14 protein-coding genes and 1 tRNA gene are annotated in these 16,887 nt (G+C 40.9%); 8 read left to right on the top strand and 7 right to left on the bottom strand.

Features of this window, described 5'->3' with window-relative positions; all coding sequences use genetic code 11:
• Window positions 1-33: 33 nt before the first annotated feature.
• The 3 genes from HDE70_RS21605 to msrA form a co-directional block, all read right to left on the bottom strand.
• Complete coding sequence (locus HDE70_RS21605; protein ID WP_183891794.1) at window positions 34-1,026, bottom strand: FecR family protein; 993 nt, start codon at window positions 1,024-1,026, stop codon at window positions 34-36.
• Window positions 1,027-1,116: 90 nt separating this feature from the next.
• Window positions 1,117-1,659 (bottom strand): RNA polymerase sigma factor, encoded by a 543-nt coding sequence (locus tag HDE70_RS21600; protein ID WP_183891793.1) that lies wholly within the window; start codon window positions 1,657-1,659, stop codon window positions 1,117-1,119.
• Window positions 1,660-1,881: 222 nt separating this feature from the next.
• Window positions 1,882-2,481: a peptide-methionine (S)-S-oxide reductase MsrA gene (gene msrA, locus HDE70_RS21595; protein WP_183866003.1), complete on the bottom strand. Its 600-nt coding sequence runs from the start codon at window positions 2,479-2,481 to the stop codon at window positions 1,882-1,884.
• Between the two features lie 336 nt (window positions 2,482-2,817).
• On the opposite strand from msrA, the gene HDE70_RS21590 reads away from it, so the two are divergent.
• The gene (locus HDE70_RS21590) at window positions 2,818-3,780 is read left to right on the top strand and encodes an isopenicillin N synthase family dioxygenase (RefSeq protein ID WP_183866002.1); all 963 of its coding nucleotides are present in this window, start codon (window positions 2,818-2,820) and stop codon (window positions 3,778-3,780) included.
• Window positions 3,781-3,836: 56 nt separating this feature from the next.
• On the opposite strand, the gene HDE70_RS21585 is transcribed toward HDE70_RS21590, so the two are convergent.
• Window positions 3,837-3,909, bottom strand: a tRNA-Thr gene (locus tag HDE70_RS21585).
• Window positions 3,910-4,045: 136 nt separating this feature from the next.
• On the bottom strand, window positions 4,046-5,863 hold the full coding sequence (locus tag HDE70_RS21580; RefSeq protein WP_183891792.1) for a serine hydrolase domain-containing protein: 1,818 nt from the start codon (window positions 5,861-5,863) through the stop codon (window positions 4,046-4,048).
• A 138-nt stretch (window positions 5,864-6,001) separates the two neighbouring features.
• Between HDE70_RS21580 and mutL the strand changes: the two genes are divergently transcribed.
• The 7 genes from mutL to HDE70_RS21545 all read left to right on the top strand — a co-directional run bounded on the left by mutL (window position 6,002) and on the right by HDE70_RS21545 (window position 14,051).
• Window positions 6,002-7,903: a DNA mismatch repair endonuclease MutL gene (gene mutL, locus HDE70_RS21575; RefSeq protein ID WP_183891791.1), complete on the top strand. Its 1,902-nt coding sequence runs from the start codon at window positions 6,002-6,004 to the stop codon at window positions 7,901-7,903.
• 2 nt (window positions 7,904-7,905) lie between these two features.
• Window positions 7,906-8,643, top strand: coding sequence for a rhomboid family intramembrane serine protease (locus HDE70_RS21570; protein ID WP_183891885.1), 738 nt, complete (start codon window positions 7,906-7,908; stop codon window positions 8,641-8,643).
• On the top strand, window positions 8,636-9,502 hold the full coding sequence (locus tag HDE70_RS21565; protein ID WP_183891790.1) for a rhomboid family intramembrane serine protease: 867 nt from the start codon (window positions 8,636-8,638) through the stop codon (window positions 9,500-9,502). Before HDE70_RS21570 ends, HDE70_RS21565 begins: the two co-directional genes overlap by 8 nt.
• On the top strand, window positions 9,502-10,611 hold the full coding sequence (locus HDE70_RS21560) for an endonuclease/exonuclease/phosphatase family protein (RefSeq protein WP_183891789.1): 1,110 nt from the start codon (window positions 9,502-9,504) through the stop codon (window positions 10,609-10,611). Before HDE70_RS21565 ends, HDE70_RS21560 begins: the two co-directional genes overlap by 1 nt.
• Before the next feature lie 72 nt (window positions 10,612-10,683).
• Window positions 10,684-12,144 carry a cysteine--tRNA ligase gene (gene cysS / locus HDE70_RS21555; RefSeq protein WP_183891788.1) on the top strand — a complete coding sequence of 487 codons (1,461 nt, stop codon included), beginning with the start codon at window positions 10,684-10,686 and terminating at the stop codon, window positions 12,142-12,144.
• A gap of 37 nt (window positions 12,145-12,181) precedes the next feature.
• Complete coding sequence (locus HDE70_RS21550; RefSeq protein WP_183891787.1) at window positions 12,182-13,039, top strand: nuclear transport factor 2 family protein; 858 nt, start codon at window positions 12,182-12,184, stop codon at window positions 13,037-13,039.
• A 124-nt stretch (window positions 13,040-13,163) separates the two neighbouring features.
• The gene (locus HDE70_RS21545; RefSeq protein WP_183891786.1) at window positions 13,164-14,051 is read left to right on the top strand and encodes a glycerophosphodiester phosphodiesterase family protein; all 888 of its coding nucleotides are present in this window, start codon (window positions 13,164-13,166) and stop codon (window positions 14,049-14,051) included.
• 473 nt (window positions 14,052-14,524) lie between these two features.
• Here the strand turns inward: HDE70_RS21545 and HDE70_RS21540 are convergent, their stop codons facing one another.
• A complete protein-coding gene (locus HDE70_RS21540; RefSeq protein ID WP_183865994.1) occupies window positions 14,525-15,487 on the bottom strand; it encodes an AAA family ATPase in 963 nt (320 codons plus the stop codon).
• Window positions 15,488-15,489: 2 nt separating this feature from the next.
• The gene (locus HDE70_RS21535) at window positions 15,490-16,857 is read right to left on the bottom strand and encodes a peptidylprolyl isomerase (RefSeq protein WP_183865993.1); all 1,368 of its coding nucleotides are present in this window, start codon (window positions 16,855-16,857) and stop codon (window positions 15,490-15,492) included.
• Window positions 16,858-16,887 lie beyond the last annotated feature (30 nt).

Genomic DNA, 16,887 nt, shown 5'->3' with positions numbered 1-16,887 from the left:
GTTTTTGTAGCTTTATTTAATCATGTTTTGTGGTTAGTTGCATTTTCCGGTTATATAAACTGTTTTTCCTTGTATTTCCCAGCTGATTCCTGAGATATAGCTGAGTTGTCTGAGGACCTGGGTCAGTGACATGCTGGCAAATGATCCTTTGAGTTTGCAGTCTGTTAATGCTGTGCTTTTAAGTTCGACTTTGACGTTATACCATCTGGATATTTTCTTTGCAGCTTCCGGCCAGCTTTCGTAGTTCAGGGTCAAAAGGTTGTCTTTCCATCCTGCTGCGTCGTCTTTAATGAAGGTGGTTATTGCTGATGTGCTGTCTTTTTTCGTGTAAATGAGCTGGTCCCCTGGTTTGAGGATTTGTCTTTTTCTGGTATCATTGTCTATGTCAACCTGTACTTTACCTTCTACTAAAGAAACTTTGGCCATTTCGTCGTCGGGATAGCCTGATATGTTAAATTTTGTACCGAGAACAAGGGTTTGGATGTGTCCGGTATGAACGATAAAGGGTTTCTGAGGGTTCTTTTCTACTTCAAACCAGGCTTCTCCTTTGAGTTGAAGTTCTCTGTTCCGGATTCCGTAGTTGGAGGGGATTTTTAGGGTAGATAGGGTGTTGAGTACAACGAGGGAGCCGTCTGGTAGTGTAATGTTCATTTTCTGTCCTGCCCCGGTGTGTTTTTCTATATAGGTAAGGGTGGTTGTTTTGTTGAATTCTGTGTGGAAAAAAAGAAGGCACAGGAAAAGGATTGCTGCGGCGGCTGATAGCCAGGCTAACTTTTTGTTGATTACTTTTTTTGTATTTGTTTTGATTTCAACTGCTTCTATGCGTTGGTGAAGGCGCTTTAATGCGTGTTTTGCTCTGGGCAGGTCGTGGTTTATTTTCCCTGCATTCCAGATTTCAGCTACTTCGTTAAAGCGTTCGGCAAATTCGCTGTCGTTTTGAACTTTGTGCAGCAGATAGTGTACGTCTTTGTCAGTTATTGAGCTTTCGAGGTATCCGATAATTAAGCTGTAATCGTGTTCGTCCATTTATCCCTTTTTTATGGGGGTCGCAAAATGGGGTGGTTTTGTTTACAGGTTTTTTCGATTTAATGTAATGGTAATATGGTTAATATTTATTTAACATATCTTTTCACGGATGTAGAGGATGGAGCGGTAAATCATAGTCCGGACTGTGGGCAGGGTTTTGTTGAGTGTTTCTGCGATTTCTTTGTCGGTGAGCTGGTGTTTCCATTTGAGCAGAAACACGATTTTTGTTTGTTCGGGCAGCGTAGTGATAATTTGTTCAATCATCTTTGTCCGGTCTTTGAGGAATAGTTTTTCGTCGGGTTGTGATAGGGTGGAGTCTGGTAGTTGGTCGGCGTAGTCTGTGGGTAGGTGGGTGATGTTTTTGTTGTTTCTGTAGTAGGTGTTGATTTTGTTTCTGAGTGCGGCGTAGAGGTAGGCTTTGAGGGAGGTAGTGATGGTGATGGTGGTGCGGCGGAGCCAAAGGTCAAGGAACAGGTCGGAAACGGCGTCTTCTGCGTCGTTTTCTTCGCAGCCGGTTGTTTTGCAGAACGAGATCAGGGGGTTGTAGTATTTGAGAAATAGCTGGTCAAAGGATTTTCTGCTCCCTTGTGCTATTTGCGCAAATAGTTCCTTGTCATCGTGGATGTGTTGCATGAGAACAATATTAGGATACTGTTTTCATGATTTTTAACGATGTGTGTTATCTTTTGATTAATTGTTAGGGAGGTGTTTTCACTGGACAGCTAAAAAAATAAAGCGCCTGTTTTCGTACTGGAATTCATGAAGAATGATTCATGTACTGAAAACAGGCGCTTTATTTTTTTTAGCTGTTTCAGCTAATTTTGGAGCCTTGTTTTGGAGAAGTCTCCTGTTTAACTAGTGTTTCAGCTTTGCTTTGAACACTTTTTCCAGTTTCTCTAGCTTTGGCAGAATGACTAATCTGCAATATGGCTGGTCAGCATTTTTATTGAAGTAATCCTGGTGATAGCCTTCTGCTTTATAAAAGGTTTCTGCTTTTGTGATTTCAGTTACTACTGGTTTGCCGTAAGCGTTTGTTTTATTGAGTTCTGCTTTATAGTGTTCTGCTGCTGTTTTTTGTTCGGGTGTGTGATAGAAGACTACTGAACGGTATTGTGTGCCGACATCTGCTCCCTGACGGTTTAAGGTTGTTGGGTCATGGCTTTTCCAGAATACTTCCAGCAGGTCGTCATAGGAGATTTTTGCCGGGTCATAGTTAAATTCAATAACTTCTGCGTGTCCGGTTGCGCCGGAACAAACTTCTTCGTAGGTTGGGTTAGGGTAGGAGCCTCCTTCAAAGCCGGATCTGACTGCGGTTACTCCATCGAGTTTTTGGAAGAGGGCTTCTGAACACCAGAAGCAGCCCATGCCGAAGGTGGCTTTTTGTAGTTTTTTCTGCTGTGCGTCTGCGCTGTTTATCGAGAAAAACAGGAGAGCTATGATTGCCAGATATTTCATTGTGTGTGTGTTTAGAATATAAATTTAATGGATTTATGATTAGAAATACGGGAGTGACAGGATTGTGGTTTTGTATCTATCCTAAATTGACAGTGTACTGATAAAATGGGGTTTATGTGAAGGGTGATTTGATAATTATGGTTAAAAAAACATGAGTTGATAACTATATGTTAATAAGTACAGGACTGACTGATATTCTTGATTAAAAGGGTTGGTGTTGGTAAATGTTAATAACTTAAATTGTTGTAAATTAGTATGATGCTGTGGTGTAATTCGTATTATCGGGTTTTATTAACAATTGTTTTATAGTTTTGAATCAAACATTAAAGAAATATTATGTCTACACCTTATATTCCAACCTTAGATCTTGGTTCTTATATCGACGGAACAGAACACGATCGTAAAAAATTTTCTGATGAACTGGGCAGGGCCTTCAATGATTCGGGATTTGTAACGATTACCAACCATGGCTTAAGCCAGGAATTGATTGATAAATTATATCAGAATATTCAAGGGGTTTTTCGTTTGCCTGCTGATCAGAAAGCTAAATACGAAAAGCCAGAGCTTGCTGGACAACGTGGTTATACGAGCCCGGGTAAAGAAACAGCCAAGGGTGCTAAAACAGCAGATCTTAAAGAGTTCTGGCAAATTGGTCAGACGGTAGTTGATGGTGACCCGATTAAATATGAGTATCCTGATAATGAGTATCTGGAAGAGATTCCTGGTTTCAATGAAGTAACAAACGAGGTTTATCAAAAGCTGGAAAGTAATGGGAAACACTTGTTAAGAGCAATCGCTACTTATTTAAGTTTACCAATTGATTATTTTGATAAACATGTACATAACGGAAATTCTATTCTGAGAGGTATTCATTACTTCCCGATCGAAAATCCTGATGCTTTACCTGATGATGCTGTCCGAGCTGGTGCACATGAGGATATTAACCTGATTACTTTACTGATCGGCGCAAGTGCTGATGGTTTAGAGGTATTAACACGCAGTAATGAGTGGTTGCCGATCAGAGCACATCATTCGGATATTGTTGTGAATGTAGGTGATATGTTACAACGTTTAACAAACAATAAGCTTCGTTCTACTACACACAGAGTGGTTAACCCTCCAAGAGAGTTAATGAAGACATCACGTTTTTCAGTACCGTTCTTTTTACACCCACGTTCTGATATGGACTTAACGAGTCTTGATTCTTGTGTGGATGAAGCGCATCCGAAACAATATACTGATATGACTGCCGGAGAGTATCTGGACGAACGTCTGAGAGAAATAGGCCTGAAGAAGTAAGAAATCTTAAGCATAAAAAAAGGGTTCATGAAAATGAACCCTTTTTTGTTATTCCGAGCCTTCTATCGGGATCGAACCAATGACCTACTGATTACAAGTCAGTTGCTCTACCAGCTGAGCTAAGAAGGCTTTAATGCCGGTTATTCGCTAACCGGGTGCAATTATAGAAAAATTGATCCTGAATACAAAATCTCTTCTCTAAAAAAATCGGTTTATTTTTATATCTCCCTGTTTTATAGGGATTTTATTTTTGCAGGTTTTTGGTTTATTTGTCCATTCCCTGGTCGATTGCTTTGTTAATGACGTCCTGAATACGGGAACGGATGCCCATGCTTACTAGTTTATTGGTGACTGAGGGGTTGACGCGGTTCGATAAAAACACGTAAACCAAACCTCTCGCAGGATCTACCCAGACTGCCGTACCCGTATAACCAGTGTGTCCGTAGGTTTGTGAAGAGGCTGTTGAGGAAGGATATTTCTTAGCCAGATTTGGGTCCCAGCGATCAAATCCCAGTCCTCTTCTGCTTACGTTTGATTGTTGTGCAGTGAAATTTTCTACGGTTCCCGGTTTGAAGTAGGTCTGGCCACCATAAGTTCCTTTGTTCAGAAACATCTGGTACATGATAGCCATATCATTGGTGCTGGCAAATAAGCCGGCATGTCCTGAAACTCCGCCTACGAGTGCTGCTCCCTGGTCATGAACGTAGCCTACCAACAGGGTTTTTCTGAAATAGGTGTCGTCTTCTGTCGGGATAATCTGATCTCTGCTAAATCTGTTTCTTGGCAGGAATCCGGCAGTTTGCATACCTAAGGGAGCGTAAAAGTTTTCTGAGGTGTAAATATTTAAGGGTTCTCCGCTAATGTGCTCCACAATGTCTTTCATCACATACATACTGATGTCACTATATACGTATTTACCTCTTGTCCTGATCGGGGCATTCAGCATTTGTGGCCACATGACGTCTTTGAAGTAGTTTTTTCTGATGAAATATCCATCGGCTACTTTAGTAGGATAAGCTGCGGATGAATCCGGACTGTGATCGGTTGCTTTGACGCCGTCATGAAAGGCAATGTAAGGGATAAAACCTGCCTGATGCAGCATCACGTCGCGCACCGGGATTTCATTCATTGCGGTTGGTCTTGCCAAAGCAATATAGGCGCCTATATTGGTGTCCAGTTTGAGTTTGTTTTGCTCTGCTAAACGCATGACCATTGGGGTGGTTGCTGTTATTTTAGTGATAGAAGCGAGGTCAAATATATCGGTAACTTTATCCGGTGGGCCGCCATAGGTATGCGTACCGTAGGCTTTGTTAAAGATAACTTTGCCATCTTTTGCCACCAATACAACCATGCCCGGTGCAGCTCTTGCGGCGATGGCTTCGGCAGTAATGTTATCAATTTCACGCAGGTTATCACTATTGACGCCGGCATCTTCGGGAACGGTATATTTTAAGCGGGTAACGACTGTTGTGTAGCCTGATCCGGCAAGGTATTTTCCTGAGATGTTACGGGTTAATTTATTGCTGGCTGCTATTCCTCCGAAAATCATCTGGGGAATTAGTGTAGCCGATTGTATGCTTTTGTCCTGTGTCCAAATGATTGGCGCACTCAGGGAGTCAAAGGGGACGAGGTTGGTTTGCTGACCGTACAGGGCAACAATAACAGATTTGGTTTTAGCCAGTGAGTTGATGAAATTAATATATTTTGGCTTCGTTGTTTCCAGATCCTGAATGGAAATGATAATGGTATTGAAGAATTTCAGGTCGTCCTCGAGCTTTAAGAGTTCGGGTGCATTTTCATATTTTGCAGCGCTGAAAGAAGTGACTTTTGCATATTTATTCAGCAGGCTGTCCGAAATATTCTGAAAATTGAAACCCAGGCTCACTGAGGCAATATTTTTCTTTTCTAAGGAAGTCAAAGGGATAATGTTCTGCTGATTGTTAAGCAAAACGGTATGCTGAAGGATGTTAGTGTTGACTTTTAACAGGTCTTCATTTCTTTGGTGATCTTGTGCACAGGCACTGAAGGTTGATATCGCAAGAAGACAAACGGTGATAGTTTGAACAAGATTGTTTTTGTACATAAAAAGCTTATAGTTCATTCAGAACGCTAAAGATATAAAAAGCTTGTACCGGGTTCGTCATTAAATGGTATTTATAATCAAAAGATTTATGTATAAGGCTTATTTTCGTTAAATTAGCGACCTTTACCAAGGAACTAAATGTCAGATATAATACAACTTTTACCCGAGAGTGTTGCGAATCAAATTGCTGCCGGAGAGGTAGTTCAGCGACCTGCATCGGCAGTGAAAGAGTTGATGGAAAATGCCATTGATGCGGGGGCGAATAAGATACAATTGATCTTGAAAGATGCCGGAAAGGTACTTATTCAGGTGATCGATAATGGATGTGGAATGAGCGTTTCTGATGCACGTATGTGTTTTGAGCGTCATGCAACTTCAAAAGTGCGCAAAGCGGAAGATTTGTTTGCTATTCGTACCATGGGTTTCCGTGGGGAAGCGATGGCATCTATTGCAGCAATTGCACAGGTTGAAATGAAAACCCGCCGTTATGAAGATGAACTGGGTACGCTGATCGAGATTGAGGGTGCAACGATAACTAAACAGGAACCTGTAGCTACGCCGCAGGGAACCAGTATATGTATCAAAAACTTATTTTTTAATACACCGGCAAGACGCAATTTTCTGAAGAGCAATCCTGCTGAAATGAGGCATATTATCGATGAATTCCAAAGGGTTTCATTGGCTAATCCTGCTATTTCTTTCAGTTTGCATCATGATGGAATGGAGATTTTCAGATTGCCTTCGTCAGCTTTAAAACAAAGAATAGTCCATCTGTTTGGAAATAATTATAACGAAAGACTGATTCCTGTAGAGGAGGACACCACCATTATCAACCTTAAAGGGTTTATTGGCAAGCCTCAGTTTGCAAAGAAAACACGTGGGGAACAGTTCTTTTTTGTGAACAACCGTTTCATCAGGGATAATTATCTGAACCATGCGCTTAATAAAGCTTATGAGGACTTGTTATCAGATGATAACTTCCCTTTTTATGTGCTTTTTATAGATATTGACCCGGCTAAGATTGATGTGAACGTACATCCTACTAAAACGGAGATTAAATACCTGGATGAGAAGTCTATTTATGCGATTATACATTCTGCGGTTAAACGTTCTTTAGGAAGGTTTAATATTAGCCCTACGATTGATTTTGATCAGGAAACGGCTTTCAGCGGAATGATCAGCCCTAAGAATCTGGATGAAATTATTCCGCCAAGTATTAGTTTTAATCCTGATTTTAATCCTTTCGCTGCTGACAAGAGTACGGATAAAGGTTCTGGTTCTTCTGGTTTCAGGGGAACGGAAACTGGTTTTAAAGGTACGGAGACGGGATTCAGAAATTCAGATGGCAGAGATCATCAGCCTGTAGCTAAGAATTGGGGTTCATTGTATGAGATTTCTAAGGATAAGCCCGCTGAGCAGGTTAAAATGGAATTGCCGGGAAATGGGCCGGATGATAAATATGCGCCGATACAGAAACAGCTGATGCAGCTGCATAATAAATATATTATTTCGCAGATTAAGTCAGGTTTAATGCTGATTGATCAGCAGGCTGCACACGAAAGGATATTGTATGAACGTTTTAGCGTCAATCTGGAAGATCGTAAAGGTGCTTCGCAGCAAAGTTTATTTCCACAGACAGTTACGTTAAGTCCGAATGATTATGAGTTAGCAAAGAGTTTGCTGGATGATATCAAGAGCCTGGGCTTTGAGGTCAGAGAATTTGGAAAGAATACTTTGGTCATTGAAGGGATTCCTGTTGATCTGGGAAGTAACCAGATTAATGAAACTCAGCTTTTTGAACATTTGATTGAAGGGTTTAAGAATTCTCAGCAGGAATTAAAGCTGGATAAAAGAGATGCGCTGGCAAGAAGTATGGCTAAAAACAGTGCGATTAAAAGTGGTGTTGTTTTAGGTCAGCAAGAGATGAATATGTTGATTGAACAGTTATTTGCATGTAAAGCGCCAAACTTTAGTATCAGTGGCAGACCTGTAATCCAGACGATGTCACTAACAGAAATTGATAGAAAATTTGATAAGTAATGATGAATAATATTCATATACCTCCAGTTGTTAAGAACCTGTTGATCATCAATGTGTTGTTTTTTGCAGCTAAATATGTTTTTGAATCTAAAGGAATTGACCTGGGTTATTACCTGGGTGCATTTTACTTTGATTCTCCGCTGTTCAAGATCTGGCAGCCGATCACGTATATGTTTATGCATGGGAACTTTACCCATATTTTATTCAATATGTTTGCGTTGTTCTCTTTTGGTTCGGTATTGGAAACCAGGTGGGGAACTAAACGGTTTATCAATTTTTACCTGATCACGGGTTTGGGTGCGCTTGCCTTACAATGGGGTGTACAGGCTTTTGAAATTTATCAAATGACAGGTTCTCCTGTTAATCCAGGGGCTGTAACGATTGACATTGTGAAGGGAATGGCTTCTTTAAATTTAAGGGGTTTAAGTCCTGAACAGGGACAAACTTTTTTAAGTATTTACTCTGGTCCTATGGTTGGGGCTTCGGGAGCTATATTTGGTTTGCTGGTTGCTTTTGGAATGCTTTATCCGAATGCTGAACTTTATATCATGTTTATTCCTGTGCCTGTGAAGGCTAAGTATATTATTCCGGTTTATATCCTGATAGAACTAAGTTTAGGGGTAGCTAGTGTTCAGGGAGACTCTGTTGCGCATTATGCACACCTTGGTGGCGCATTGCTGGGGTTTATACTCGTGAAGTTATGGAAAGAGAAAAATACATTTTACGACTATTATGACTAAGAAAAATCTGCTTGAGGATCTGAAATATAAAGTTTTCCAGTCTGGGAACCCGGTGTTTTTTTATATTGGGATCAATACGATTGTTTACGTCGCTGTAGCCCTTTTTGGGGTTACGTACTTTCTGGCCGGAAATACAAATGTCCGGTTTCTGGATTATGTGAGTGAATATGTTGCTTTTCCTGCGGCATTGCCTAAGCTTCCTTTCCGTTTTTATACGATACTGACTTATCAGTTTTTTCATAATGATATTTTTCACATCCTGTTTAATATGTTATGGTTGTTCTGGATGGGCAGGATCTTTTTAGATTTCCTGAAACCGCGTCAGTTCCATTTGGTATATCTTGCGGGTGGCGTAATGGGCGCAGTCATTTATGCACTTGCTTATAATATTTTCCCTGTTTTTGCACTTTATGTTCCTGGGGCTATAATTATCGGTTCATCAGCCTCAGTAATGGCTATTGCAGTAGCTACGGCGACTTTGGTTCCTGATTATTCAATGAACCTGATGTTTATCGGAAATGTGAAGCTGAAATATTTGCTGATGGCCTACATTGTGATTGACCTGATCAGCATTGCTTCTCAAAATCCGGGTGGCAGTTTTGCACATTTGGGTGGGGCACTGTTTGGTTTTGTTTATATTAAGCTTTTACAGGGCGGAAACGATTTAAGTGGCTGGTTTGAGCGTAAACCAACTTTAAAGGTGGTGAGAAATGACAAGCCTAATGCTGGTGCAAGGAATAAAAGTAATAAGGTCAACCAGAAAGAGGTTGATGCGGTCCTGGATAAAGTTTCCAAGTCAGGTTATGATAAGTTAAGCAGGGAAGAAAAGGAGATTTTATTCAAGGCGAGTAAGGATTAATGAAGAAAAAAAAGCTTACATTTTTAGGGAAGATCACTTTACTGGCTGGCGTAGTTACGGCTTTTGCTCTTTTATTAGGGATATTAGCTGGTAATCTTGATCCGCGTGAACATCAGCGTATTGCCTTTTTTGGCCTGGCTTATCCTTTCGTGCTGCTTTTAAATGTGTTGTTTATTATCTGGTGGGTGTTAAAGGGCAGAATAGTATTTGCTTTAGGTACTGCCGCTATCATCGCCATAGGCTGGCACCCGCTAATTGCTACAGTTGGTTTTATCGGGGAATCTGGTGATGGCCCGAAATCGGCTCCTGAACTGGTCAGAATGATGACTTACAATGTGCATAGTTTTAAACCTTATGGGGAAGAGAGCAATGAAGCTGTGAAGCAGCAGATGCTGGCAGTCGTCAAAGATGAAAATCCTGATATCATCTGTTTTCAGGAATATTATACCCGCCGTAAGGGAACATTCGCGATCACTGACAGCCTGAAACAGATCCTGAAAACTTCCAACTATTATTTTGTACCTTCTTCTGGTAATGATTATGAATCTGCGGGCCTGGCTATCTTTTCAAGATATCCGATCGTTAATAAGGGCAGTATCCTGTTCAGTACGAATCATGGGGGCAATGCAAGTATCTATGTGGATGTAATGGTCAACAAAGAGAAGGTAAGGGTTTATAATGTTCATTTGCAGTCCATCTCTTTTGATAAGCAGGATTATAATTACCTGGATAAAGTGACGCAGAAAATGGATACAGAGATTTTACCTGCAAAAAGGATCATGGGTATGCTGAAAACGGCATTTCTTAAAAGAAGCGGACAGGTTGATATTATGAAAGATCATATGAAATCCTGTAAAACACCTTTCCTGATTGCAGGGGATTTTAATGATACACCTGCTTCTTATGCGGTGACACAATTGACAAAATCGCTTCATAACAGCTTTGTGGAGCAGGGAACAGGACTTGGACGTACTTATAATGGAAAATTCCCTAATTTCCAGATAGACTATATCTCAGCAACAAAGACAATCAAGGTGATTAACCACCGGATTATACAAGCGAGATTATCTGATCATTTCCCTGTAAGAAGTGACTTAAGAATCAATTAATATACTCACAAATTTTTATCTTTGTTATCTTCAGTCCAGTATTTTCCCGGACTAAAATAAATATATATACTAATGGAGAACGGTTTACAGCTATACAATACCCTTACGCGCAAAAAAGAGAATTTTGAACCCTTAAACGGCCACCATGTTGGGATGTACGTTTGCGGGCCTACTGTTTACAGTGATGTGCATCTGGGTAATTGCCGTACTTTCATTTCTTTTGATTTAATCTTCAGGTATCTGAAGTATATGGGCTTCAAGGTTCGTTATGTTCGCAATATAACGGATGCCGGCCATTTGGAAGGTGATCGTGATGAGGGTGATGATAAGTTTGCAAAAAGAGCAAAGCTGGAGCAATTGGAACCGATGGAGATTGTGCAAAAATATACACTGGGTTTCCATGATGTATTACGCATGTTCAATACGCTTCCGCCCAGCATTGAGCCTACAGCAACTGGTCATATTATTGAACAGATTGAGATGATCAAAGATATCATTGCCAATGGTTATGCTTATGAAACTAATGGAACAGTATATTTTGATGTAGAGAAATATAGCCAGACTTATAATTATACGGTATTAACTAATCGTAATCTGGATGATATGATGGCTAATACCAGGGAATTGGGTGGGCAGGATGAGAAACGCGGCAGACTGGATTTTGCTTTGTGGATTAAGGCTAAGCCTGAAACATTGATGCGCTGGCAGTCTCCATGGGGTGTTGGTTTTCCAGGCTGGCATATTGAGTGCTCTGCGATGAGTGCAAAATATCTGGGTGAGGAATTTGATATTCATGGTGGTGGAATGGATTTAGCGGCTACGCACCATACCAACGAAATCGCACAGTCGGAGGCTTGTTATCATAAACATCCTGCAAAGTACTGGATGCATACAAATATGTTAACGGTGAATGGCGCAAGGATGTCTAAGACTGCTGGTAATGGTTTTATGCCTTTACAGTTGTTTTCTGGTGATCATCCTTTGTTATCAAAAGGGTACAGCCCGATGACGGTTAAGTTTTTTATGCTCCAGGCACATTATCGCAGCACACTGGATTTCTCAAATGATGCGTTGGATGCTTCGGAAAAAGGATTCAGACGGTTGATGAATTCTCTGAGTTTACTGGAGAAGCTGACGCCTGCTGCAACGGGAGATTTCGAAATCGAACCTATCAGATTGAATTGTGTAAAGGCAATGAATGATGATTTTAACAGCCCTGTAGTTATTGCAGAGTTGTTTGAGGCGGCAAGGATTATCAATACTGTTTATGATGGTAAGGGTAGTATTTCTGCTGCTGAACTGGATAAGCTGAAACAACTGATGCAGGATTTTGTCTATGATATCTTTGGGTTAAAGGATGAGGAAAGTTCAAATACGGAATTAAATGATGTATTGGATATGGTCATTGATATCAGAAAGAGTGCAAAAGAAAACAAGGATTATGCTACTTCTGATAAGATACGTATTGGTCTTCAGGATATTGGTATCCAATTAAAGGATAGCAAAGAGGGTACTACCTGGAATAAATTATAATTAAAAACACCTTATATTTAATACTATATATTAAACCATGATCAATAAAATAATCTGCACCCTATTGGCTGCAACTTTTACCTTGGGCGCATCTGCTCAGCATACTGATGGTACTACTAAATCACTGGTAAAAGCGGAAGAGGAATTCGCGGCCACTGCTGCAAAGGATGGGGTTAAGTCTGCTTTTGAGGCTTACAGTGCAAAAGGTGCTTTGGTATTCAGACCTAATCCGGTAGATGCAAAAACATTCTATGCGAACCAGCCTAATGATAAAAATCTGAGCTGGGCACCTGCTTATGCAAGGGTTTCCCGCAGTGGGGACTGGGGTTTTACTTCTGGCGGTTACACGGTAGATGGAGAAACTAAGGCTTATGGTGAGTATCTTTCTGTATGGAAAGCGATCAATGGTAAATGGGAACTTGCACTGGATTTGGGGGCGGAGCATCATAAGCCTTTACAGCCGGTTACTACTCATTTTGTAGAGCCGAAAGATTACTTTAAACCAAAGTTTGCGGGGCCAAAACAGTTAGCTGCCGGGAAAGATATAATTCTGACTACTGAGAAGACGTTGAACATGACTTTGAAGTCTTATGGGGTTGCTGCTTATGGTGGTTTCCTGAATCATGATGCAAGGGTTATCTTTCCGGGTTATGAACCTGTAATTGGAAAAGATAAGATCATCGCTTTTTATAATAGCATGATTGATAAAATGAGCTTAAGAACTGTTGGTGCTGATAAGGCAGCGGGTGGGGATTTAGCTTATACTTATGGTGTAGCAACGATTGATTACAGAACGGATTTAAGAGAGAGTTTTAATTATGTGTTCATTTATGAGCGTCAGCCTGATTTTAACTGGAATCTGATTCAGCAGATTTACGTTCCTGCGGAGCGCTAAGTTTCTTATTCTCAAATAAAAAGGGTTTCTTAGTGTCGGTCTTATGTTAGGCTGATATTAAGAAACCTTTTTTTATTGTGTATAAATTGGCTGTTTAACCGTTAAATGATTAAAGAAAAGAATTATGAAGAAATATTTACTATTTGGAGTCGCGGTATTGTGTTGTATACAGGGTTATAGTCAGACTTTTGATAAGCAGGGGCAAAGGGGGGCAAGGGGCTTAATGCCTGAGAATACTATTGGTGGTATGCTGCGTGCTCTGGATCTTGGGGTTACAACTTTAGGAATGAATGTAGTGATATCAAAAGATAAGCAGGTGGTGCTTTCTCATGAGCCTTATTTTAACAATGAGATCAGCCTTACGCCGGATGGAAAGGAGATTCCGCTGAAGGATGAGCAGAAGTATAATATGTATGAAATGGATTATGACCAGATCCGTAAGTATGATGTGGGGAGTAAGGTTCATAAGCGTTATCCTGGTCAGCAGAAGTATAAGGCTTATAAGCCGCTGCTGAGTGAGGTGATAGATTCGGTGGAGGCGTATGTAAAGTTGCATAAGTTGCCTAAGCCTGATTATGCGATTGAAATCAAAACTATCCGTAAGGGTGATTCAGTGTTCCATCCTGAACCGGCAGAGTTTTCACAGTTGGTGATGGATGTAGTGGTGAAGAAAAAAATGGTTAAAAGGGCAATTATCCAGGCTTTTGATATCAGATGTTTGCAGTATGTGCATGGGAAGTATCCAAAGGTGAGAACTGCATTGATGATTGATGAGAAGGAGGATTTTGAGAATAATATCAAGGATTTAGGTTTTAATCCGACTTTTTATAGTCCGTATGCGGTGTTGGTTGGGAAAGGGTTAGTGGACAGGTGCCATGAGGCGGGGATAAAGATTGTTCCGTGGACGGTGAATAGTTTGAAGGATATGGAGTATATGGTGGGGTTGGGTGTCGATGGTATCATCACTGATTATCCCAATTTATTCCAGCGATTGGAATTGCCTGTCAAGTAGTTTCTCCGGGTGAAGGGGGGATTTCCTGAGGGGATCAAAAAAACAGGGTGTGCTATTTTCAGACTGGCCGCCTCCTGAAGAGGAGCCGAAGGTCAGGAAAACAGCACACCCTGTTTTTTTGCCGCCTTGGGGATAACCGGTTGTAAACCGGATAGACTAGCTTGCCGGAAATCCGCAATCAATGAAAAATATGGATAACAGCTCTTTAGTTGGGGTGGGAGGTGAAAGAAAGAAAGACTATTTGGAGAAGCGGATTGGTAAAAGAGTTGGAGGAATAAAGGGAAAGACTAGTTGGTGAAGTGGATTGGTGAAAGAGTTGGAGGAATAAAAAGAAAAACTAGTTGGTGAAGTGGAGTGATGATATAAAAGGAAAATAAAGGGTAATTTTTTATCAATAGAAATGCCGGACCTGTTTTTTGACTGGCGTATTTCCTGAAGAAACTATTTGTGTATGAAATTATAGATAGAGCTTGTTATAGCAGGTTCTGAATGATTTTTTCTACGGACAGGCCTTCGGCTTCGGCACGGTAGTTTCTTACGATACGGTGGCGGAGAATGGCTTCTGCAACGGCTTGTACGTCTTCGATGTCTGGTGAGTATTTCCCTGAGATGGCGGCGTGGCATTTGGCACCGAGGATAAGAAATTGAGAGGCTCTCGGGCCTGCTCCCCAGTTTACGTACTGGTTAATTTCAGGGGTTGCCAATGAGTTTCCGGGACGGGTTTTTCCGGTTAGTTTTACCGCATATTCCAGTACGTTATCGGTTACGGGAATGGTACGGATCAATTGCTGAAAGTATTGGATCTGCTCGGCGTTGATTAGTTTTTTGAGGGTAACGGGGTTATTGCCGGTAGAGTTTTTGACGATAGTAAGTTCTTCCTGAAAGGTTGGGTAGGTAAGCAGCACGTTGAACATGAAACGGTCAAGCTGAGCTTCTGGAAGTGGATAGGTTCCTTCTTGTTCGATAGGGTTCTGGGTAGCAAGGACGAAAAAGGGTTTGGGTAAAATGTGCTTGTGGCCTGCTGCGGTAACGGATTTCTCCTGCATGGCTTCTAAAAGGGCAGCCTGGGTTTTTGGAGGGGTTCTGTTGATTTCGTCAGCGAGAACAATATTAGAGAAGACAGGGCCTTTAATGAATTTAAAGTTCCTGTCTTCTCCTAAGATTTCTGAGCCAATGATATCCCCTGGCATCAGATCGGGGGTAAATTGTATTCTGTTAAAGTTAAGGTCAAGCACATCTGCCACGGTTTGAACCAGTAGTGTCTTTGCAAGTCCGGGAACACCTACCAATAAGCAATGTCCATTGCTCAGGATAGAGATGAGTACCGATTTAACAGCTTCATCCTGTCCAATAACGACTTTACCAATTTCATTCTTTATGTCTTTGTAGAATTGGTGAAGGGCATCAACTGCCGCTTTGTCGTTAGTGTACTGCATAATTATTTTGTTTCTTCTGGTAATGGTTTAGTCCAGATTTTCAACTCATCACAGGTAGAGTAGTCAGGATCGATTCTAATATAAGTGCTTTTTCTTCTTTTTTCAAACCATTCACTCATTACACGATCCATTTTTTGTTGCTGGGCCTTTTCTTTGAACTTAGCGTAATCTTGTTCAAGGTTACCTTTGTGTGGCGCAATCTTAGATTTTAAAAGGATAATTTTGTAGCCTTCTTTTCCGTCAGCTGCTGTAAATGGTACTGGTCTTGAGATTTCACCAATTTTCATCGTATCTACGACAAGGAATACTTTTGGATCTAATTTGTCAGCAGGAATGAAGGTAGTCCTCGCTGTAACGTTATCTGCAAATAAAAGCATACCTCCGTTATATTTAGATTCTTTGTTGGAAGAGTAAAGGGACGCTGCTGCTGAGAAACTCAGTTTGTTAGCAATTACGTTGTTGTAAACACTGTCTGCATGTAGTTTCGCACGGTCTAAACTTTGTGGGGTAGTTTGCGGACGAATCAGAATGTGACGGGCGTGAACCTGCTCTCCTCTTCGTTCTACAACCTGCAAAACGTGGAATCCAAAGTCTGTTTCAAATACTGGTGAAAGTTCCCCTGGTTTTAGTTTAAACGCATAAGCTGTAAATTCTTTAGCCATCATGGTACGGTCAAAGAATCCTAAATCACCGCCTTCTGGTGCTGAACCCGGATCTTCTGAGTAAGTTTTTGCTAAAAATCCGAAGTCTTCTCCGCTTTTAACACGTAGTCTTATCGCATCAAGTTTATCAAAGAAACGTTGCTTTTCTGATTTTGTCAGTTCAGGGTTAATCACGATCTCTCCAACTTCATATTCAGCAGGGATATCCGGTAAGCTGTCTTTTTTGTAAGAATCGTAATATTTTCTCACTTCTACAGGTGTAATACTCACTTTCTCAGTGATCGTTCCCTGCATTTTATTCGCCTGAAGCTGATCTTTAACGTCAGGTCTCAGCTCATCTTTATATTGTAATACCGAACGGTTCAGGAATTCTTCCAGTTTATCCTGGCCGCCTGCACGCTGAATCTGGTAACGCATTCTTTTATCCAGCTCATCATCTACCTGTTTATCGTCCACCATCACGGAGTCAATATTTGCTTGTTGTTTTAATAGATGTTGAACCAGCATTTGTTGAAGGATGTAACACTTTACTTTCTCATCCACAGGATTCCCCGAGTTCAGGTACATGACGTATTGCTGGTTTAATTCCGACAACAGGATCACATCGCTTCCCAATACCGCAATCACCTTATCTACGCTTTTTGTCTGGGATTGTACGTTTAAAAACAAGAAGAGTAATCCGCTTGCCATCAATAAAATTTTCTTCATTATACTATTTTCAATTATATTCTATTTGCA

Source organism: Pedobacter cryoconitis, assembly GCF_014200595.1.
In the GTDB taxonomy this organism is placed as follows: Bacteria; Bacteroidota; Bacteroidia; order Sphingobacteriales; family Sphingobacteriaceae; genus Pedobacter; species Pedobacter cryoconitis_C.
Note: the sequence above shows the minus strand (reverse complement) of the source record. Positions and strands in the feature narration are given on the sequence as shown.